Genomic DNA, 21,028 nt, shown 5'->3' on the forward strand with positions numbered 1-21,028 from the left:
GGCCGGACGACACGACGTTACGCGCCCATTCATCTGCACTCGAACTGAATCCCCCATCGCCGCTCCTCCACAAGTTCCTGCGCTCCATCAAGGGGACTCACGACCCGAGTCCGTCCTTTTGCTTCTCCTTCGCGAACGACACTGTAGGGCTTGCCGTTGCATTTTTGCTTCATGAGGTCGAGGGCATCTTTGCGAAACGACGAAAGCATGTGGCCCTGACCATCTTTGAACGGATAGATGACGACCCCGCCCATGTCGTGTTCCTGAACGATCTTCGCCCCGTCGGCACAGCCTCCAAGAATCAGACAGGCCATTGCCGCTGCGGCTATGGGCCAAGGATTGATCATTACCTTGAACTCACCCCGATCACGGTGGGCAACGGAATATGAGTACCCGCGGTCCCGCTGAACAAGCTTTTCCATGAAGCATGTCCCAGTATAGGCAAGTCTTTCTGCCACAGCGACTCCAAAATGCGCACATCGGATGAGGACCCTCCATCCATCGCCATAGCCTGGCGCACAGCCGGAAACCCGTCCTTGAAGCACCGACCCAAATCGTACAGGGGGACCACCCCCAGACTCTTGAAGATGAGAATGTGCCCATTCTCGGCCTCGGCTACGATCGTCTGATAGGCATGTTTCCCGGTCTCGCGGACACGGATCTTCCCGGATTGATCGAGAAGCATCAGGGCCTGTGCGGCTTCCCGGTAAGGCGGTTGATCCTCGTCGAAGCTGTCCGATTCCAAATCAAGGACTCGGGCTTTTTTCACTCCAGTCATGGACGGTTCTGCCACAAACAAGCCTTGCCACTGCGCGTGACGCCGGCTTCCCAAGGAGCGGCCATCTTTATAAAGCAGACCGAGATAGGTGAAGTTTTCACGGAACAACCCTGCGTTGAACACCACATGATGGCCAGTGCGCTTTTGCCATTCCTCGATCGTGAGAGGATGTGAAAGTCCCTCCTGTGCATAATAGTGGATCGAGAAGCGCGCACGTTCCGGGTCCATATCCACAACCAGCATGGTCGGCACGGTAGGACAAGAGTCCCCTGGCTTCCACACCGAGACCGTGAGGCCCTCAGACAGGCGCTCCCACGAAATATTCTGCGCTAGGCTCAGACCGGGCAGCAGAAAGACAGTTAACACGACGCAGCTCACCCCATGTGTGTTTCCATATGATCGACGGCATCGATCGATCATGGGCCCTGCGGAGACCCAACGGTGGAGGGCATGCAGGTATCGACGGCTCATGGTTCACGATCGTTCTGGGAGTGATGGCTGCTCAATCGTCTCCGGTTGTTGATCGACTTTCGTCCGCTCGGTTGGCACAAGGTCGAGAAGCTCGCGAACTTTTCCGGCTAAGGCCTCCGGCGTGAACGGCTTTTGCAAATACGCGCTGGCAGTATCACCGGCACCGATACCGACATCATCCGTATATCCGGATATGAAGAGAAGCTTCAGTTCCGGCTTGATCACGCGAAGATGCCTGGCAAGTTCCGTCCCGCTCATCCCCGGCATGACAATATCTGTGAGTAACAGCTTGAGCTTCCCGATGTAGGGTGTGGCCACGAGACACGCCTCAATACCGTTTCTCGCTTCGACGATTCGATACCCCAGCTTGCGAAGCTCATCACGAATCAGTACGCGCACACTTTCATCATCCTCGACAAGGAGAATGGTTTCACGACCGCCCATCGAGTGGAATGCTGCATGCTCGCCCGTTGGAGTCTCCACCTCGGTCATGACACGCGGGAGGTAGACATCGAACCGCGTCCCCTCTCCGATCTTGCTGGTCACATCCAATCCTCCACCGCTCTGAGTGACGATGCCGAACACCGTCGACAGCCCAAGCCCCGTTCCCTTTCCTTCTTCCTTGGTCGTAAAGAATGGCTTGAAAATATGCGCCTGCACTTCAGGAGTCATTCCGCACCCGGTATCGGATACCGCAAGTCTGACGTACTCTCCGGGGAGTACCGGTCGCGCGTGGTAGGTCGGCGTGTGCTTGAGCTCGACCGAAGCGGTGTCAATCGTGAGTTTTCCGCCTGTCGGCATCGCGTCCCGAGCGTTGACGACCAGGTTCATCACAATTTGCTCAAGGGCGGCAGGCTCGGCCTTCACTCGAAGATCGTCCCGGCTCGGTTTCAACTTCAGCTGGATATCCTCTCCGATCAGCCGCCGAAGCATCGTCTCAAAATCCGAGAGGATGGTGTTCAGGTTGAGAATCCTCGCCTCAGAAGGTTGTTTCCCGCTGAAGGTGAGCAACTGGCGAATGAGAACCCTCGCACGATCGCCCGCCTTCTGCATTTCTTCAACCCTGTTCCTCAGTGGATGGTTCTGGCTCATCTCGTTGAGCAGGATCTGGCTATGCCCTATGATAACGGTCAGCAAGTTATTGAAATCGTGAGCGAGTCCTCCCGCCAGACGGCCGACTGCCTCCAGCTTCTGCATCTGTCGAAGTTGTGCTTCGCTCTGTAAGAGGGCCTCTTCCGCGCGCTTTCTCGCCGCTCGCTCCTCTCGTTCACGCACGACGCGCCGCACCGAGGGAAGAAGGCGATGGAGTTCTTCTTTGGGAATACAATCCGTCGCGCCGCGATGCAGCTCCTCAATATCCGGTTGCTCGCCAAGCGTGGACGAAACGAAGATGAACGGGACATCAGGGGCCACCTTTTTGGCCAACGCCAGTGAGGCCCTCCCGTCAAGCCCGGGAACGGCGAATTCAGCCAAGATGAGATCGGTCTGCCCTTCGCTGAGGGCTGATTTGAACGCGCGGCGAGTATCTACGCGGTCCAGCACGCACGCAATGCCACCATCGGTCAACATCGTCCCTATACGATCACTATCGTGACGATTGGCCTCAAGATGGATTACCCGCAGCGGAGTCATCATTGGAAGGGTCAGTGAGTGGAACGGGAGCTTTCAGGAGGCGGCTCATTGATGAGACCCCAGAACGTCCCGAGTTCCTTGACAGCGGACAAAAATTTGTGAAACTCAACCGGCTTGACGACATAGGCGTTTGCCCCCAAGGCGTAGCTCTCCGCAAGGTCGCGCTCTTCTCGCGAGGATGTCAGCATCACAACGGGAATCGGGCGAAGGTTGCTGTCCGCTTTGATGGTCCGCAACACCTCCAGTCCGTTCACTTTCGGCATCTTCAGATCAAGGAACACCACAGCAGGGTTGCCTTTCAGCCGTGATTTGAAGCGTCCACGACAGTACAAATAATCCAACACTTCAGCCCCGTCATGGCACAGAATGACTTTGTCGGATATGCGTTCCTCCTCCATGGCCGCCAAAGCCAGTTCGGCGTCGCGCGGATTGTCTTCGGCAAGCAGGATCGGCTTGGCCATGTTCATGATTCGGTTCTCCTTGTCGGTAGCGCGACGTAGAATGTCGCTCCTCTATCAGGTACGCCTTCGGCCCAAGTCCGGCCCCCATGGCGATGAACAATGCGACGAACATTGGCAAGACCGATTCCCGTTCCCTCGAATTCATCAGCGCGATGCAGCCGTTGGAAGACTCCGAACAGCTTCGAGGCATACTGCATATCGAACCCCACTCCATTGTCCCGGACAAACAACACAATTTCTGCGGAAGTGGAACGTTCTGCGCCGATCTCAATTGTGGCCGTCGGTCTGGTGCTCGTAAACTTCACGGCATTGGCGATCAGGTTCATAAAAACCTGTCGGAGCATGGCTGGATCGCCCTGCACATCGGGTAGCGCGGCGATTGTCCACGATATCCGGCGTCCTTGCAAGTCCAGCCGGAGATCGGCAATGACGCCTTTGACCAGGTGATCCAGACTGACGGTCGTGGCCAGCATTTCTTGCCGACCCATTCTGGAAAAGACCAAGAGATCATCGATCAGCTGTCCCATCTGCTTAGCGGCATCGGAAATCGTCTGCAAATAGCGGGCGGCTTTCTCGTTGAGCGATTGTTCAACCGATTTCCCCAAGAGGGCGGCATACCCATCGATGTGCCGCAACGGGGCACGGAGGTCATGAGAGACCGAATAGCTGAAGGCCTCGAGCTCTTTGTTCGCGGCCTCCAGGAGCTCGCCTCGGTGTTGCAGTTCCTCGGCAACATGCCGCCGTTCCGTAATATCATACCGAATCAAGTAGTACACCGATGCCAACAGCACCAGTTGGAGTACGGCGCCGATACCGAGCAGCACGATGCTGTTTCTCGTACCGGCGACGGATTCCAGTACACGTTGACTTACGGCCTGTCGTTCATGGGCATCCATCTCGGCAATGAGTTTATGGATCACCCCGAGCTCACGTTTTCCCGCTCCTTCAAGGGCCATTTGTTTGACCGATCGGAAGCCTTCTTCCTGAAACAGTCCGATGGCCTTTGACTCAGCGTTCAGTTGCCGGTCCATCATCCTATCCAGAACTCCGACGCGTTGCTGTTGTTCCGGTGACCCCCGGGTCAAATCATTGAGATACACCGTGAACGCCGGCTTCTGCTTCACAAGCTTCTGGTAAGCCTCCAGATACGATGTTTCTCCGGTCACAAGATACCGTCGGTGGATATCTTCCGCTTCATTCATCGTGACGTCGATGGTACCGAGGAGTTGCAAAAGATCATGACTGCGACCGTCCAGCCCGCTATTTGTGAGCAGGGTGCTCATATTGCGGTAGGATATGGCACTGATGATCAGGATACCGACGAAGACAAGGCTGAACCCGGTCAATACCCGCTGCTCAATGGTCATCCTGTTAAACCACGCAACGGCCACTCGGTAGAAGGCCGTTGCGCCCGGACCCACGTCGGCAAGAGGTTTGGTTCCCTCAGCCGCTAGATGAGGCGTCTGTGACTGCTGATTCGTGGCTGATTCCATGGATCAGGACGACCTGCATCAGCACGCGTAGGGCGATCTTGCGAAAGCCGTACCGGTAAGATTCCTTAGACCGTTCTAATTGTAGCAGAACTCTCGAGAGGCGGAAGCAGAAAACTAGCTCCCTAATGGGAGACTCGGTGGTATGACCGTCGCTGAAGGTCCGACAAAATTAGCAAACATGAGCGTCGCGGCGACGACCCAGTCTGTAAAGGGTTGGGGGTAAATGCCGATTACTAAGGTTCCGGCCAACCCGACATAGATGACGGCTTTCATCGGTCCCGAAATTCCAATAGGAGAGGGATCAATCGGCTCATTGATGTACATCTGTTTCACCACGATGAGGTAATAGTACATCGAGATCACGATGTTAATCAGCCCGACCACGATCAACGTATAGAGTCCCTCTTTGATGGCGGCCACAAAAATGTAGAGTTTGCCGATAAACCCCGCAAGCGGAGGCACTCCGGCCAACGACAAGAGAAATAGGAGCATCGCGAACGCCAGAAACGGCGAGCGCCGACTCAAGCCACGATAGTCTTCGATTTCATCCCGGCCGATGGCCTGGCTGACCGCAATCACGACGGCAAAGGCACCGATATTGGCGAAGAGATAGGCCAAGAGATAAAAGAGAATGGCATCGCTTCCCATCTTCGTCCCTGCCGCAAGACCGATCAGGACATTTCCTATTTGCGCGATGCCGGAATAGGCCAACAGCCGTTTGATATTCCGCTGCGCGATGGCCACGATATTGCCGTAGGTCATGGATATGATTGACACCGCAACCAATAGGTAAACCCAGGTGGGCTTAAAGGTTCCCAATGCCACGAGAAAAATACGGAGCAAAATCGCCAAGGCGGCGCCTTTCGGAGCAATCGATAAGAACGCCGTCACAGGAGTCGGGGCGCCATGGTACGTATCCGGAATCCACGCGTGGAAGGGAACGGCACCGATCTTAAATCCCAAGGCGGCAAAGATGAGCAGAAACCCGATGATCAACCCCGGCGTCGCTTGCGCTGACGCCATTTCCGAGAAGACCAGCTTGCCGGTTTCACCGTAGACGAGGCTGATTCCATAGGCGAAGAGGCCGGCCGCAAAGACCCCCAGGATGAAAAATTTGAGGCCCGCCTCGTTCGAGGCCAAATCATCCCGAAGGTAAGACACCAAAATATAGAACCCGAGTGTCGAGAATTCTAAGCTGACGAAGACGGACAGCAGATCGTTGGACGAGGCCATGAACATCATGCCGAGCGCCGACATGACGACCAGAACGTAATATTCTCCCCGAAAAAGGGTAAAGCGGTTGACGTACTCGATCGACGAGAGAATGACCAGTATCGTAGATCCGAGGATGAACACCTTGAAGAAGATGGCCATCCGATCGAGGACGAACATGTTGCCGAAAAGCGTGCCGGCAACTTGATTGAAATCAAACCACAGCAAACAGACGAGTGTCCCCATCAGGCCGGCAACGCTGAGGTACGCGAGTCGATCTTTGGGAAGGCGCGGCGAGGCGAAGTCGACGATAATGATCACACAGAGCCAGCAGGTGAGGAGGATCTCCGGTAAGAGGAGCAGCAGATCGGAGAACGACATATTCAATGAAAAGGTCATTCCCGGTCTCCTCGTGAGGCTTCGGACGGAAGCGGTATACGTTTGTTGGCAACGACCGGCGCCTCAGAAGCCGTTCCTTGAACAAGCACCTCACTCTCTGTCCCCCTCCCTTCGCCCGTTTCTGCGACCGGGACGACTCGCGTAATCCTCGCGACTAGCGGATCTACCCCTGAGCGAACAACATCGTACAAATGCATCGGGAAAATACCGAACCCGATGCTGATCGTGATCATGATCAACAGAGGCAGACGGTCGACCGTCGAAATCGCATCATGCGCATGGCTATACTTTTGGTTCATCGGGCCATAGAAAAGGCCGCGCATCATTTTGAAGAGGTAGGCGAGAGTCAGCACGATGCCTAACATGGCGACGATGACTTGTAGGGGGTACTTGTTCCAACTCCCGACGACGATCATGATTTCCGCGATAAAATTCACGGTGCCGGGCATCCCGATCGAGGCCATACAGGCCACGATAAAACAGGCCGAGATGAACGGCATTTTGTTCGCCAGGCCACCCAGCGAAGGGATGTCGCGTGAGTGGGTCTGGTCATAGACCCAACCCGCCATCGCGAAAAGCATGCCGGTTGCCATGGCATGAGCGAACATGTAGATGACCGCGCCGCTCAAACTGATGTAATTCAAGGCCGCCATTCCGAGGAACACATAACCCATGTGGCTGGAGCTTGAATAGCCGATGACGTACTTGGTGTCTTTGGCGTAGAACGCAACGAACCCGCCATAGATGATGCTGAACATGCACAGAACAGCGGCGATCGGCATCAGTTCCCGGGTCGTGTCAGGGAGAATTTCAAAGGCGACCCGTATGATAGAGAAATGGCCCAGCTTCATGAGGACCCCGGCGTGAAGCATGCTCGTGGCAGCCGGCGCCGCCGCATGGCCGACCGGAGACCAGGAGTGCAACGGCCACAGCGGGGCGATCGACGCAAAGCCGAAGAAGATCAACACCCAGATAATCTTGTCCAAGGTCGTGCCAAGCACGGGGATATTCATCAGCTTGGCCTGCTCCCGGAGCACCAGAATATCGAAGGTGTTTAGTCCCGCATATTTATAGATCAGCAGAATGCCCATCAATGCGACGACCGCGAAGGCCGACAGGAACAGGACGAGCTTCATCGCCGCATACTCTTTGCTGTTCGACCCAAAGTTGAGGATAAAGCCGACGGAGTCTCTTCGCTTCAGCCCCTCAGGGTCCGTCATCTCCAAATAGTTCTTCGTGTGGCTACCCCACATACCCAGCAGCAAGTACATCGGGATCACGGACATCTCATAGAAGAAATAGAGGAAGAAGAGGTCGAGAGACATGAAGACCCCGATCGTGGCGGCCGCCAAGATCAGCAACCAGATGTAGAACTCCTTCGTGCGATCCTTGATGTGCCATGACACGAAGATGCCGGCAAACAGCAAAATCGATGAAGCCAGCACGAGCGGCGTACCGATCCCATCCACGCCCAGATACAATGAAATGCCGAGTTGTCTCGACCATTCAAACTTTTGAATGAACTGGAATCCACCTTTCACCGGATCATAGGTGTAAAAGATATACAGCGAGGCCATCAGCGACACAAAGGCGGCGCTCGACGCGATGCTTCGCACCAGCAGGGGCTGACGATTGGACACAAAGATCAGCGCCAGGGCTCCGGCGAACGGAGCGAAGAGGATATAGAGTAGCGCGTGTTCTCCCATGGTCGACCTAAAACCCTCGTCCCATCCTGCTATCGTCTAATCCCGCCGTCTTCTCGTGATGGAGGCGATCGACGAGCGCTTGAACGGACCCGTTCATGATTCGCAAGAACGGGGACGGATAGAGCCCGATCCAGAGAATCATGACCGAAAGTGAAACCGCAATGATCATCTCACGAAGTTGGAGGTCGCTCATCGTCGCTTTCACGGCGGTGCCGAGCGGACCCATCATCGAACGTTCGTAGTACCAGAGAAAATACGCGGCGCCAAAAATCACCCCGAGCACGGCGATTGCGCCGAACCACCACTTGGCTTCGAACGCCCCCAAAAGAATGAGAAACTCACCGACAAAGCCGTTCGTCCCGGGAAGTCCGATCGAGGCCAGCCCGATCAAGAGAAAGAAGGTCGCAAGGAGAGGCACTTGCTTCGCCATTCCACCAAACGCGGACAATTGGGTCGTCTGCTGGCGTGAGTACAGAAACCCGGCGATGAAGAAGAGCCCGGCCGTACTGAACCCCAAATTGATCATGGTCAGCAAACTACCTTGCAGACCTTGATAATTCAACGCGAACAACCCCACCACAACGAAGCCCAAGTGACTGACGCTGCTGTAGGCGAGCAAGCGCCTAAAATCGGCTTGAACCAACGCCATCCAGGCCCCATAGAGAATTGCGCAGAGACCGAGAGCCACGACGATTGTGACGACTGTCTCACTCTTTGACGCATCCGGCAGCAATGGAATGCTGAAACGTATGAAGCCGAATGTACCGAGCTTGAGACCGGCCAACACCACGGCCATCCCGATCGGACCCTCCAACAACGCATCGGGCAGCCATGTATGGAAGGGAAACACCGGCGCCTTGAACGCAAATCCCATGAACATCAGCCAAAAGATGAGGATTTGCTGACTGATTGGAATCGGCACCGTGAGGAGGTCGAGCAGATCGAACGAATAGAGTTGATCGGTATGATGCAAGGAGGCCCACTGATGGAAATTGATGTTCAACAAGGCGATGCCGACCAGCATGAAGACACTGCCTAAAAGCGTATACACGACGAACTTCAGGGCGGCATAATGACGCTCCGCTCCTCCGCCCCACAGCTTGATCAGAAAGTAGCTCGGAATCAGCATCAGCTCCCAGAACACGAAGAACAGGATCAGATCCAACGACACGAAGACGCCCATGGTCGTCGTTTCGAGCGCCAACAGGCACATCATGTACAGTTTGACTTGATGTCGAATCGTATCCCAGGAGTACACCACGACCAGGACGGTCAGAAACGCCGTGAGTCCCACGAACAGTACGCTGATCCCATCAACAGCGAGGTGATAGCTGATGCCTAGCGCGGGAATCCATCGGACACGTTCCGTGAACTGCATGGCGGCCGACTCCGGCACGAACCGCAGCAACACAAAGACCGATAGCGCAAGCTCGACCAGCGCAATGGTGAGCGCCGAGGTCCGGGCCATATCCTCATCATCGAACAACCAGAGCACGGCCGCCCCGACAACCGGGAGAAAAAGAATACAGGAAAGAATCGGGAATCCGGTTGTGAGTTCTTCGAGCATGATTACAATCTGTTCACGCTACATCTGAACGACAAGTTGAACAACCAATGCCAGGAGGAAGATCCCCGCAATGATGATCGCCGCATAATGATGGACCATCCCGCTCTGCATTTTTCGTCCCTCGCGGGCGGCGAGGTGGTTGCTGTATCCGATGACGTTCAGGCCGGCGTAGATGATGTATTTCTCGATCCACGTGGATCCCGCAGAACCCCAATCAGCGAGCCGCCCGACGCCCCGCACGATGCCGTCAATGACCGTGCGATCGAACCAGTCAAGGATCGCGCCTAGACGCTTGAAGGGCTCGACGAAGATCAGATCGTACAGTTCGTCGACATAGTACTTGTTCCAGAGAATCCGATAGAGGCCGGAAAATTGTTCAGCCCATCCGTCCGCGGTAACCGGGCTCACCGCATAGAGGAAATGGGCGAGCCCCCATCCCATCAATGCGATGACGATGGCTACACCCATCAACAGAAACACCATTCCCGCACCGGCTTCATGCTCACCCGCCGCTCCGACGACCGATGTCAAAAAGCCATGCAGCCAACCTTGTTCGGGAGGAAATCCCAAGACCAATCCGCCTACGCACGACAAGAACGCAAGCACCATCAAGGGCCCAATCATCACCATAGGAGACTCGTGCACATGCCCCTCCGTATGATGATCGATCCTCGAGGAACCGTAGAAGGTGAGATACGTGAGACGAAACATATAAAAAGAGGTCATCAGTGCGCCGACGGCAGCCATGCTATACAAAAGGTAGTGATGGTGGGTGAAGGCATGGGCCATAATTTCGTCTTTGCTCCAGAAGCCCGCCAACGGAGGAAGCCCGGCGATCGCGATCGTACCGATCAGAAATAGACGATGGGTCCAGGGTATGCGTTTACTCAGTCCACCCATCCTTCGGATATCCTGTTCGCCCGACAGCGCATGGATGACCGAGCCGGCAGCCAAAAACAACAGCGCTTTGAAGAATGCATGCGTCATGACGTGAAACACGGCTGCCGTATAGGCACCGATTCCGCAACCCAGGAACATGTATCCGAGTTGGCTCACGGTCGAATAGGCCAAGACACGTTTAATGTCGGTTTGTACGAGTCCGATGGTTGCCGCGAACAAAGCAGTCCCTCCACCGACAAACGCGACCACGGACATCGCGAGAGGAGAGAGATCGAAGATCACGTGATTCCGGACCACCATATAGACACCGGCTGTGACCATCGTCGCAGCGTGTATGAGTGCGCTCACCGGTGTCGGACCTTCCATCGCATCGGGGAGCCACGTGTACAGTGGAAGTTGCGCGGACTTCCCAATCGCCCCAATGAAAAGGCACAGGGCTATCGCAGTGGCCATATCGGGAGATAGTTGTCCAACCTGGGCGAAGACCTTCGTATAGTCGAGCGTCCGAAAGTTGATAAAGACGAGAAAAATGGCGACGAGAAACCCAGCGTCACCGATCCGGTTGACAACGAACGCCTTGGTGGCAGCTTTCGCAGCGGTAACCTTGTCATAGTAGTAGCCGATCAAGAGATACGAACAGAGTCCGACGCCCTCCCACCCAATAAAGAGCACCAGGTAGTTGTTCCCCATGACGAGCAGCAGCATGGAGACCATGAATAAGTTCATGTAGGTGAAGAAGCGCGTGAACCCGACCTCTCCGTGCATATAGCCGACGGAATACACGTGAATGAGAAAACCCACGCCGGTGACGACCAGCAACCAAGCACAGGTGAGAGGATCCACCAGATACGCGAGGTTGATCGTGAGATCACCGCCGAAAATCCATCGGTAGGCAATGACTTCGTGAGTCGCTCCGGTCCGCAAGACATCGGCAAATACAGCGACTGTGCAGAGGAACGAGAGCCCGACCGACCCCCAGGCCAATCGATGGGCCATGTCATGAGAGTAGCGACTCCCTAATAGGCCGTTCGCGATGACTGCCAACAGCGGAAAAACGGGAATCAGTTTGATGAGCAGATCCGTCAGATCAGACACAGTATCCTACGATTCGCAGGGTGTTCAGCTGAGCAACGACGCCGTATGGAGCCGAGTCATACAGCGTCTCGCTTGGGGCTGCATCATGTATGCAAGGTACCGAGCACGTCGCTCAATGCCCCTTCTCAACTTCCTGCTACCACTTTAAAAGGTTCATTTCGTCTACATTGGTAGAAATCTTGCCCCGAAAAACCACGATGATGATCGCCAGGCCGACGGCGGCTTCCCCGGCGGCGATGGCGATGATAAACAGGGCCACGAGCTGACCTGCCATCGATTCCAGATAGTGCGAAAATGCGACAAGATTAATATTGGCCGCATTCATCATGATTTCGACCGACATCAGCACAATAATGAAGTTGCGCCTGACGAGTACGCCAAGGAGCCCCGTCATGAACAGGATGGCACTCACGGCTACGTACGCCGACAGCGGGATCATAAACGGTCTTTCTCCGCATCCAGTGGCTTCGGAGTCTTGGCCAGAACGATGGCGCCGATAATAGCTCCAAGTAGAAATATGCCGACAATCTCAAACTGCAAGAGGTGGTCGCTGAACATCTTGATGCCCACTGCGTATGTATCGCCTTCCAGCAGCACGGCCGCGGCCGGAGCATTTCCCTTCGCTCCACTGAATGGAGACCGCATGAGCAAAAAGATGACGTAGACGGCCCCCAGGACGGCCGGTCCGAGAAAATAGAGGGCCGAGGGGTGGAAATAGCGTTCGTCCGTTTTGAGGTTCAACAGCATCAACACAAAGAGATACAGCACGAGAATGGCCCCGACGTAGACAATGACCTGCACCGCCCACAGGAACTCTGCGTTCAAGAGGATGAACAGGCCGGAGACGTGCGTCAGTAATGCGAGCAGGGCGAGAGCGCAATGGACGGGGTGGCGTAAGGTCACAGTCAGAACGCCGGCGGCAATACTGATCAACGCGAAATAGGCAAAAAACACTAAGACCATGTGTTCGGCTCAGCTCAGATGCTTGGGAGGTGGTTGGGTCGACTTCGCCACTGATTGAGGAAAGTAGTACCGATACTCGCGGCTCTGCTCGACGTCCTTCTCCTGGTTGTGCGCGTACAAATATTTTTTTCCGTCCTCGAGATGGCGTTCGCCAATGTCGTACAGCCGCTTTTTATCGAACAGCAGACTGCGCTTGTCATGGGTTGAATATTCGTACATTTTGGTCATCGCCAGGGCGTTCACCGGACAGGCCTCAACACAATATCCACAGAACACGCATTTGGTGATGTCGATGTAGAACTCACTCGCATAGCGCTGAAGCGGCCGAGACATATCTTCCCCGCTGATCACTTTGATGCAATGGGATGGGCAGGCGACTTCGCACAAGTCGCAGCCGACACAACGCTCGTGCCCGTCGTCGTATCGCAGCAAGCCCAGCGCCCCACGGTGCGCATCCGGGATCGTCCGGTGTTCACGCGGGTACTGAAAAGTCATCGGCCGATGAAGCATGTGACGAAACGTGACCTTCATCGCGTCCCAAATTTCATAGAACAACGCGGCTTGGAGGATTTTTTTGGTCAGGGCGGCGACACTCATTGCTGGTTCCTCGTCACGGACGGGCGCACGCCCGCCTCTCCCTTACGCCTGCTCAACACTTACCCAGATCTGCTTGAACGACGGGACACCGGTCGTGGCATCGACCGAGACGGTCATCAGGTCCTTCACCGGTGGTTCATTGAAATGCTCCGGGAAAAAGCAGGTGCCCGGCGCAATGGACTGATCGGGCTGCACGCCGAGTTGCAATGAGCCACGGTCCGAGGTCAGCCGTACCTTCGCGCCGTCTTGCAATCCCAAGCGTTCCATATCCCGTATATTCATCCGTAACTTTCCGGTGTTCGGTGCGATCTTGATCAGCCCGGCCGCTTGCGTCGACAATTTTCCCGAATGCATCAACAACTGCCCCATCAACAGCGCGAAAGGACGCGTGGGCTCCGCTGAGACCGGAGTCGGTCGGTAACGAGCCTTCACCTCCGTGGCATAACCGTTCGACAAACACTGATCGGGCACGGGCGTGACCTTGCGAGGCTGGCCGAGATTATAATATCCGGGCAATAGTTTCATGATCTCGCTTTGAATGTCGTTGGCCGATTGGTATTCCCATCGACATTCCATGGCATTGGCAAGGGCCGTCATGATGTGCCAGTCCGGCAAACTCTCTCCAAGCGGATCCATCGCCTGCCGGACGCGAAGAACGCGACCTTCGAAGTTCGTAAATGTGCCGTCCTTTTCCGCATAGGTGCAGGCCGGAAGCACGAAATGACCCAGCTTCGCTGTGTCCGTCAAAAATGGATCCTGCACGATCAACAGTTCCAGGCGCTCGAGCGCGGCTCGTATCTCCATCGAGGCCGGCAGGGTCGCGAGCGGATTTTCACCCAACACGTACAACGCCTTAATCTGTCCGCTTTTGCACCGCTTCAAAATTTCGACCAGATTGGCACCTGACCCGACAGGAGGAAGCGACGCGTCCCATGCCTTGGCAAAACGTTCACGCACGCCGGGGTCATCAAACCGGGCCTGTCCCGGGAAGAACTCAGGGGCTGCGCCCATATCCACGGCCCCTTGTTCGTTCGGCTCCTCCGTCACGGTATTCACACCACACCCGGGTCGACCGAGCTTCCCGGTAATCCAAGCTAGATCCATCAGCTTCAAGACGTTCTGGTAGCCGTTCGTCCTTCTCACAATCCCTTCCGCGCACAGGATGATGGACCTCGGCGATTCGGCAAAAATGCCCGCAATTTCTCTGAAAGCCTCCGCTGCCAGGCCGGTTTGAGCCGACAGCTGCTCCAACGAGACATTCGCCACCGCGCTCTTGAGTGCTTCAAACGCTTTGGGGTGCCTCCCCACGGTTTCTTCATCCACCAAATCCTGGTCGATCGTCGCCTTGACCAACCCATCGATCACCGCGCCCTCAGCTCCAGGCTTAATCAAAAACGGGTGCGAGGCCAACTTGGCAATATTTGTAATGGCGCTGTCGAGCGTCACCACCTGAGCCTTGTACACCCGCATGGCTTCTTTGATGCGCACGGCCGTCAATGGGTTCGTCTCGGTGATGTTGGAGCCGATGATCACAATCGCTTTCGCCTTCGTCAGATCTTCCCAATCGTTCGGGGTTCTCCCCAGTCCGACGGCGTGCCTCGACGCGAGCACAAAATTCATATGCCCATAGCGGGCACTACTATCAAGCTGGTTGGTTCCAAAGGCTGTGCGCATCAGCTTTTGAAACAGATACAGTTCCTCGTTCGTGCAGCGTGCCGTCACAAGACCGGCAATGGCATCGGCGCCGTGCTTGCGCTTAATGTCAGTCACCCGATCCACGAGCAGATGCATCGTTTCCAGCCAGGGCTTTTCGACGAGCCGGCCGCCTTCGCGAACCAACGGATGCACAAGCCGGCTTTGACTGTCCAGACTCTCGAATCCAAAGCGTCCCCGCACGCACAGGCCACCATGACCCTTGGCGGTGTCCGAACGGTCTCCCCATTTGTTCTTCCAGGATAACGGCGACGTCACGCGGACCACTTCGGCGTCTTTCGTTTCCAAGTACATTTGACAGCCGTCTCCGCAGTAGTTGCAGGTCGTCGTCGTCTTCTTCATCTGCCAAGGCTTATACAGATACTTGGAAAACTTGTTTGTGATGGCGCCGACAGGACACACCGCCAAGCAGTCCCCGCAGAATTCGCAATCGAGAGCCAGGTCCCCTTTGGGGACCACTTGGTTGAATCCGCCCTTTTTCATGAACTGTAAGGCGTCAATCATCAACACATCCTTACAGACATTGATGCATTCCGCGCAGGCAATGCAGCGATTCATGTTGAAATCGAGCACCGGACTACGCGTATCTTCCGGAATGAATTTTTGCTTGGCATTGGCCAGGTTGGTCACGCCGTGCTGGAAGGCCATGTCCTGCAGTTCGCAATGGCCGTCTGCGTCGCACACCGGACAATCGAGGGGATGCACGGACAGATGCTTCTCGACGGCTTTCTTGCGGGCGAGGAACAGATCTTCTCCTTCGGTACGGATCACCATTCCCGCCGCCGCCTTGGCGGTGCAAGACCGAACAGGGGCCTTTTTCCCTTCTTGCATCACGAGACACATGCCGCAAGAGCCGAACGGATCGAACGTATAGTGGTAACACATGGCCGGGATGATCTTGCCGGTCATGGAAATGACGTCGTAGAGCGACACCCCGTCCTTCGCTGTCACAGCTTTGCCGTCGATGCTCAGCTCGATCGTTGCTGCTTCCACGTCGGGATTCGTAGCCGGCTTGAGTCCCATGTTTGGTTCCTGTCCTGAATGTCCCGGTTGTTAGCGTTGGCCTAACAATCCGATCTCACAACACCAACGCACCATGACTCACCGATCGCACTCACCCATCACGACATCGTACGTCCCAAAGATCGTACAGGCATCCGAAATCATGTAGCCTCTGGCCATATGATCGAACGCGCCCATATGGATGAAAGAGGGGGCGCGAATCTTCAGCCGATACGGCTTTCCGCCTCCCGTACTGACGATGTAAAAGCCCAGCTCACCTTTGTGCGCCTCTGTCCCACAATAGATTTCCCCTGGCGGAGCGTCGAATCCTTGAGAGAAGAGCTTGAACTGCTGGATCATCGACTCCAGGTTCGTGAAGACCCGTTCTTTCGGCGGCAGCGTGACGCTCGGAGCATCCGCCATGATCGGCCCATCCTGCATTTGCTCAAGACATTGCCGAATGATCTTGACGCTCTCGTAGAGCTCCATCACTCGAATCCAATACCGATCGTACGTATCACCGTTTTTTCCGACGGGTACGCTGAATTCACACTTTGGATAGGCGCTATAGGGCTCGTACTTGCGGAGGTCGTAATCCACGCCGGACCCACGCAGAACCGGTCCGCTCAGCCCAAAATTTACGGCATCTTCCGCAGAGATGACGGCTACCCCCTTGGTGCGTCCCAGCCAAATGCGATTTTTCTCGAGAAACACCTGATACTCGTCGATCTTCGGCGGAAAATAGTCCAGGAACTGTTTGAGCTTATCGATCAATGAAGGGGTCAAGTCACGCTCCACCCCGCCGATTCGATACCAGCTGGTCGTGAGGCGGGCTCCGCACAGTTCATCGAACCAATCGAGCAGGATTTCCCGATCACGGAAGCAGTAAAAAAAGACGGTCATGGCCCCGATGTCAAGCGCCTGGGCACTCAGCCAAAACTGATGCCCAATGATGCGCTGGACTTCCGCAACAATCGTCCGAAGATACTCCGCCCGTTCTGGCACTTGCAGGTTCATGAGTTTTTCGACAGCGCGGCAGTAGGCAAAGTTGTTGTACATCGCACAGACATAGTCCAACCGATCGGTATGGGGGATGAACTGATGATAGGTCCCGTCTTCCGCGAGTTTTTCTACTCCACGATGGAGATAGCCCATCACGGGCGTGGATTTCACCAGCCGCTCTCCCTCCAACTCCAGGATCACCTTGAGAACACCGTGCGTACTGGGGTGTTGAGGTCCCATGTTGAGCAGGAGTTCCTCGGTTCGCAAGGTCGGAAGCGTCTCGCTTTCCGGATGCTCCGGGTGAATCTTATAGACGGTCGTTCTTTGGTCTTCGAATGCCATAACTACGCCAATCCTACTTCGGGACTTCGTCCAGGAATTCAAACGTGTCCCGCCAGCCCTTGCCACGCAGTGGAAAATCTTTCCGCAGAGGGTAGCCCTCGGTATAGTCATCCGGCATGAGAATGCGGCGGAGGTCCGGATGATTTCGGAATCGGATCCCCATCATATCGAACACTTCACGCTCCATGAAGTCGGCGCCTTTCCAAAGATCCGTCAAGGAGTCAACCACACAATCCGATTCAGGCACCCGAGTCTTGAGCCGGATACGCTGCCGCTTCCGGATCGAGTAGAATTCCCAGACGACCTCGAATCGCTCTTCGTCGTCCGGCCAGTCTACGGAGCTCACATGAACGATATAGTCAAAATCCATCCCGGGATCGTCGTGCAGAAATTGAGCGACCTCGTGAAGCTTGTCCCGGGAGACCGTCACGGCCACATCGCCTCGCCATTCAGTCAGGCCGGTGATTCCGGCCGAAAACGTCTGCTGAATCCGCTGTAATAATGGATGCATGCTCACGTGTCAGACCTTTAAATTGGCCTTGACCTGTTCCGGTTGAGTCACAAACACACGCTTTTGCATGATGCGCTCTTGCAGCTTCAGGATACCGTCCAGGAGAGCCTCTGGAGTCGGAGGGCAGCCGGGCACATAAATGTCGACGGGAATGAACCGATCGACCCCCTGCACGACGGGATAGCTGTCGTAGATGTTCCCGGAAGTGGCACAGGATCCCATTGCAATTACATATTTGGGTTCCGGCATCTGATCGTAGATCTTTCGAATCACCGGCGCCATCCGCCGACACACCGTACCAGCAACGATCATCAAATCCGACTGGCGCGGAGAACCCCGAAATACTCCCGCCCCGAACCGGTCCATGTCGTACCGTGAGGAGACGGCAGCCATCATCTCGATGGCGCAGCAGGCAAGCCCGAAGGTCATAGGCCAGAGGGAGCCTTTCCTAGCCCAGTTGACGGCCTTTTCCAGAGACCCCGTAATGACGTCCGGAGCACCATCTTTGTCATGGCGGCCCAGTTGGATCAATCCCATACAACCCTCAGTCCCATTCCAATGCGCCTTTTCGCCAGGCATACACGTACGCCACGATGAACAGCCCGATAAAGATCAGCATTTCGATCAGCCCAATCACCCCGATCTTGGTGAAGACCACCGCCCACGGGTACAGAAAGATGACTTCGATATCAAAGATGACAAACAACATCGCAAAAATGTAGTACCGAACAGGGAACGGCATACGGGCGTCAGAAAATGGCTCGGATCCACATTCGTAGGTCGACAACTTTTCAGGTTCCGGGTATCTGGGCTGCACAAAATAACTGACGAGCAAGGTCAACACTCCAAAAACCAGCGTCACGAAGATAAACAGAAAGACCGGGAAAAATCGTGTCAGATACTCGAAGAGAATTTCGGTTCCGCTCATTTACTTTTCTCTCACAAGGCATTGACCTGGAAAGGGTATTCTAAATCTAACAGATGGGATCTTAGTGCCCTGCTCTCGGGGATATCAAGCGAACAAAGGACCTAATTTCAGCCGACCCGAAAGCCCTAGGTATGGCGGTCTGAGAGTGGTGTGACGGTTGACTGGTGAGGCTCTTCCTGTCGCTCGCAAGGCATGGAGTCAGTGGTCACTGTTGCGTTGTCACTCGCCCTCAAGGAAGGGTTCAGACTCTCCCATTCTAATTCCAAGGGAGAAAGCGCTTTGATGTTCCGTCGCCGATGGATCTGTGTTTCGAGGCGTCCCTTTTCGCGGAACGGCTCGAGACTATGCCTCTCTTTTGCCTGCTCATTCATCGCTGAACCAATATCCTTCCGGAGAGACCTGCGCAGGACCATACGTTAACACCGGCAGGAAACGCTCGTCAAACTCGTGCCGATCAAGCTCAAATTCTTGACAACACAGCGCCTTTTGCTATGGTTTTCAAGTAGCCCTAGCTCGAAAAGGAATCTATCTATGAAAACCTTGACGTCCCTGATCTTGGTCCTGTGTTCGGGCATCGGCCTTTCGATCGATGGCGCACTCGGACAAACCCCAGACCTCGATTCCGTCAGGGTTACCGATGGCGCGCTGGCCTTTTCCACCGGCGCCATCCAGAAAAGCTCCCCTATCGATGGTACCGTGAACTTGATCACAGGTGATAATCAATCCTCGGGCAATCGAATGCTTCTCGGTAAACGGGATTCCCTCTACCTGAAACTGAACAATCCGACAGATGTGGCAGTTGGAGATCTGTTTACCGTGTATAGAAGAGTCCGCAAGGTATTCCATCCCGTGACCAGGGAGTATCTGGGTTTTGTCGTGAATCGTTCAGCGGTCGTAAAGGTGACTGCCGCTGATCACGCCCTCACAACGGCGGAGGCCGTCCTCAGCTACGGACCGATTTCCCCTGGAGACCCGGTCGCGCGGTTTGTTCCTCCGACTCCAGACGCAGACATGAGCCCCGTGTCGGACGTGTCCGACCTCGAGGGCATGATCGTCGAACTTCAGGCCGACAGGCCGATGACACTGGTTTCACAATACAATGTCGTGTACCTGGATCGTGGAAGGGAAGATGGACTCAAGACCGGTGATCTCATAGACATCCACCGTTATAGCGCCGGACTCCCTCCTCGAAAAATCGGCCAACTCAAGGTGCTGTCGACGGAACCACATACGGCAGCCGCGAAAGTTCTCAAGGCCAACACCCGTGTCATGAAAGGGGACCGGTTCAAGCTCGTGGGACATTCTGCACTCACTATTCCGCCCGTCGCGGCGACCCCGGCATCACCCGCACCCCAAGCCGGTGAAGCAGTCCCGACCGATCTGATAGCCAGCAGACTGAAACTGCAAGATGCGTCCGGACAAAGCCGTCTCAATCTTGGGGAACTAGCCAAATTCCTGCACTACGACTCCGGGGACGCCGCCATTACGTACGAGAGTTACAAAGTTCTTGATCAGTTGATTGAGTACTTGCGTACCAGCGGGGATACGAGGATGATCCGAATCGAAGGGCATACGGATAGTGTGGAGATCGGCCCTTCGCTCAAGTCGCGGTATCCGAGCAATTGGGAGCTGTCCAGAGTGCGGGCAAACGGTGTTCTCCGCTATCTCGTGGAGAAGGGCGGCGTGGATTCGGCACGGATCAGGGCGGTGGGACTTGGCGATACGAAGCCGACCGCCACCAATGCGGTAGAGGAAGGCCGCACCAAGAATCGGCGTGTGGAGATTGTTCTCCATACCCCCGAAAGTGATCCCCCGGCCTCCAAGCTCGAAGTTCAGAGTCCCGTGTCACCGCTGGGAGCCAATCCTTCCGGTCTGAGCGCACGTGATAATAGCGATCAGCCGCTCACCCCTACGGCTGCCGCAGATAGAGCCGGTTCCCCTGGTCGGGGAACCCTGTCCGTGGGCGATTCGTCACAGATTTCCGCAAAGGATGGGTCAGATGGCGCCAATAACCCTAATGCGAGTGGCACTATTTCGACAGAGATCAACAAACAAGATACGCCTCAGCAACAACCGGCCGGTGGGAGCCCAACGGAGTAGGACCGATCGACTGTAGGTGCGATTCATCTATACCCGAGTTTTCCTCACGCTTCGACCTCGCTCACCGGAATTTTCCTGAGCAAGGATACCGGTATCCTCGGTGTCCTTCATATTCCCACACTGTTAGAATGCGGCATGGGTTTGGATAGTCCCTCA

Annotated in this window: 18 protein-coding genes; 1 reads left to right on the forward strand and 17 read right to left on the reverse strand. The window is 55.4% G+C overall.

The window, feature by feature from the left end:
• Window positions 1–29: 29 nt before the first annotated feature.
• From H8K04_19235 to ndhC, 17 genes are all read right to left on the reverse strand, one after another.
• Complete coding sequence (locus H8K04_19235; protein ID UVT15901.1) at window positions 30–347, reverse strand: hypothetical protein; 318 nt, start codon at window positions 345–347, stop codon at window positions 30–32.
• Entirely contained in the window at window positions 347–1,144 is a 798-nt protein-coding gene (locus H8K04_19240) for a phosphodiester glycosidase family protein (protein UVT15902.1), read from the reverse strand. The genes H8K04_19235 and H8K04_19240 overlap by 1 nt, the downstream gene beginning before the upstream one ends.
• 108 nt (window positions 1,145–1,252) lie before the next feature.
• Entirely contained in the window at window positions 1,253–2,884 is a 1,632-nt protein-coding gene (locus H8K04_19245; GenBank protein UVT15903.1) for a response regulator, read from the reverse strand.
• 8 nt (window positions 2,885–2,892) lie between these two features.
• Entirely contained in the window at window positions 2,893–3,348 is a 456-nt protein-coding gene (locus H8K04_19250) for a response regulator (GenBank protein ID UVT15904.1), read from the reverse strand.
• Window positions 3,345–4,298 (reverse strand): hypothetical protein, encoded by a 954-nt coding sequence (locus H8K04_19255; protein ID UVT18048.1) that lies wholly within the window; start codon window positions 4,296–4,298, stop codon window positions 3,345–3,347. Before H8K04_19255 ends, H8K04_19250 begins: the two co-directional genes overlap by 4 nt.
• Before the next feature lie 651 nt (window positions 4,299–4,949).
• Entirely contained in the window at window positions 4,950–6,446 is a 1,497-nt protein-coding gene (locus H8K04_19260) for an NADH-quinone oxidoreductase subunit N (GenBank protein ID UVT15905.1), read from the reverse strand.
• Window positions 6,443–8,152, reverse strand: coding sequence for an NADH-quinone oxidoreductase subunit M (locus tag H8K04_19265; GenBank protein UVT15906.1), 1,710 nt, complete (start codon window positions 8,150–8,152; stop codon window positions 6,443–6,445). The genes H8K04_19260 and H8K04_19265 overlap by 4 nt, the downstream gene beginning before the upstream one ends.
• Before the next feature lie 7 nt (window positions 8,153–8,159).
• A complete protein-coding gene (locus H8K04_19270; protein UVT15907.1) occupies window positions 8,160–9,719 on the reverse strand; it encodes an NADH-quinone oxidoreductase subunit M in 1,560 nt (519 codons plus the stop codon).
• 18 nt (window positions 9,720–9,737) lie between these two features.
• Window positions 9,738–11,714, reverse strand: a complete 1,977-nt coding sequence (nuoL, locus tag H8K04_19275; GenBank protein UVT15908.1) for an NADH-quinone oxidoreductase subunit L — start codon at window positions 11,712–11,714, stop codon at window positions 9,738–9,740.
• A gap of 136 nt (window positions 11,715–11,850) precedes the next feature.
• A complete protein-coding gene (gene nuoK / locus H8K04_19280; protein ID UVT15909.1) occupies window positions 11,851–12,153 on the reverse strand; it encodes an NADH-quinone oxidoreductase subunit NuoK in 303 nt (100 codons plus the stop codon).
• Entirely contained in the window at window positions 12,150–12,677 is a 528-nt protein-coding gene (locus H8K04_19285; GenBank protein UVT15910.1) for an NADH-quinone oxidoreductase subunit J, read from the reverse strand. The genes nuoK and H8K04_19285 overlap by 4 nt, the downstream gene beginning before the upstream one ends.
• Window positions 12,678–12,686: 9 nt before the next feature.
• Entirely contained in the window at window positions 12,687–13,274 is a 588-nt protein-coding gene (gene nuoI, locus H8K04_19290) for an NADH-quinone oxidoreductase subunit NuoI (protein ID UVT15911.1), read from the reverse strand.
• A 42-nt stretch (window positions 13,275–13,316) separates the two neighbouring features.
• Window positions 13,317–16,010, reverse strand: coding sequence for a molybdopterin-dependent oxidoreductase (locus tag H8K04_19295; protein UVT15912.1), 2,694 nt, complete (start codon window positions 16,008–16,010; stop codon window positions 13,317–13,319).
• Window positions 16,011–16,088: 78 nt separating this feature from the next.
• The gene (gene nuoD, locus H8K04_19300) at window positions 16,089–17,333 is read right to left on the reverse strand and encodes an NADH dehydrogenase (quinone) subunit D (protein ID UVT15913.1); all 1,245 of its coding nucleotides are present in this window, start codon (window positions 17,331–17,333) and stop codon (window positions 16,089–16,091) included.
• A gap of 13 nt (window positions 17,334–17,346) precedes the next feature.
• Window positions 17,347–17,844, reverse strand: coding sequence for an NADH-quinone oxidoreductase subunit C (locus H8K04_19305; GenBank protein ID UVT15914.1), 498 nt, complete (start codon window positions 17,842–17,844; stop codon window positions 17,347–17,349).
• A gap of 9 nt (window positions 17,845–17,853) precedes the next feature.
• Window positions 17,854–18,381, reverse strand: coding sequence for an NADH-quinone oxidoreductase subunit B (locus H8K04_19310; GenBank protein UVT15915.1), 528 nt, complete (start codon window positions 18,379–18,381; stop codon window positions 17,854–17,856).
• 7 nt (window positions 18,382–18,388) lie between these two features.
• On the reverse strand, window positions 18,389–18,772 hold the full coding sequence (ndhC, locus tag H8K04_19315) for an NADH-quinone oxidoreductase subunit A (GenBank protein ID UVT15916.1): 384 nt from the start codon (window positions 18,770–18,772) through the stop codon (window positions 18,389–18,391).
• A gap of 531 nt (window positions 18,773–19,303) precedes the next feature.
• On the opposite strand from ndhC, the gene H8K04_19320 reads away from it, so the two are divergent.
• Complete coding sequence (locus tag H8K04_19320) at window positions 19,304–20,872, forward strand: OmpA family protein (protein UVT15917.1); 1,569 nt, start codon at window positions 19,304–19,306, stop codon at window positions 20,870–20,872.
• The last annotated feature ends 156 nt before the right edge of the window (window positions 20,873–21,028 follow it).

The sequence above is a fragment of the Nitrospira sp. genome, from assembly GCA_024760525.1.
Taxonomy (GTDB): Bacteria; Nitrospirota; Nitrospiria; order Nitrospirales; family Nitrospiraceae; genus Nitrospira_D.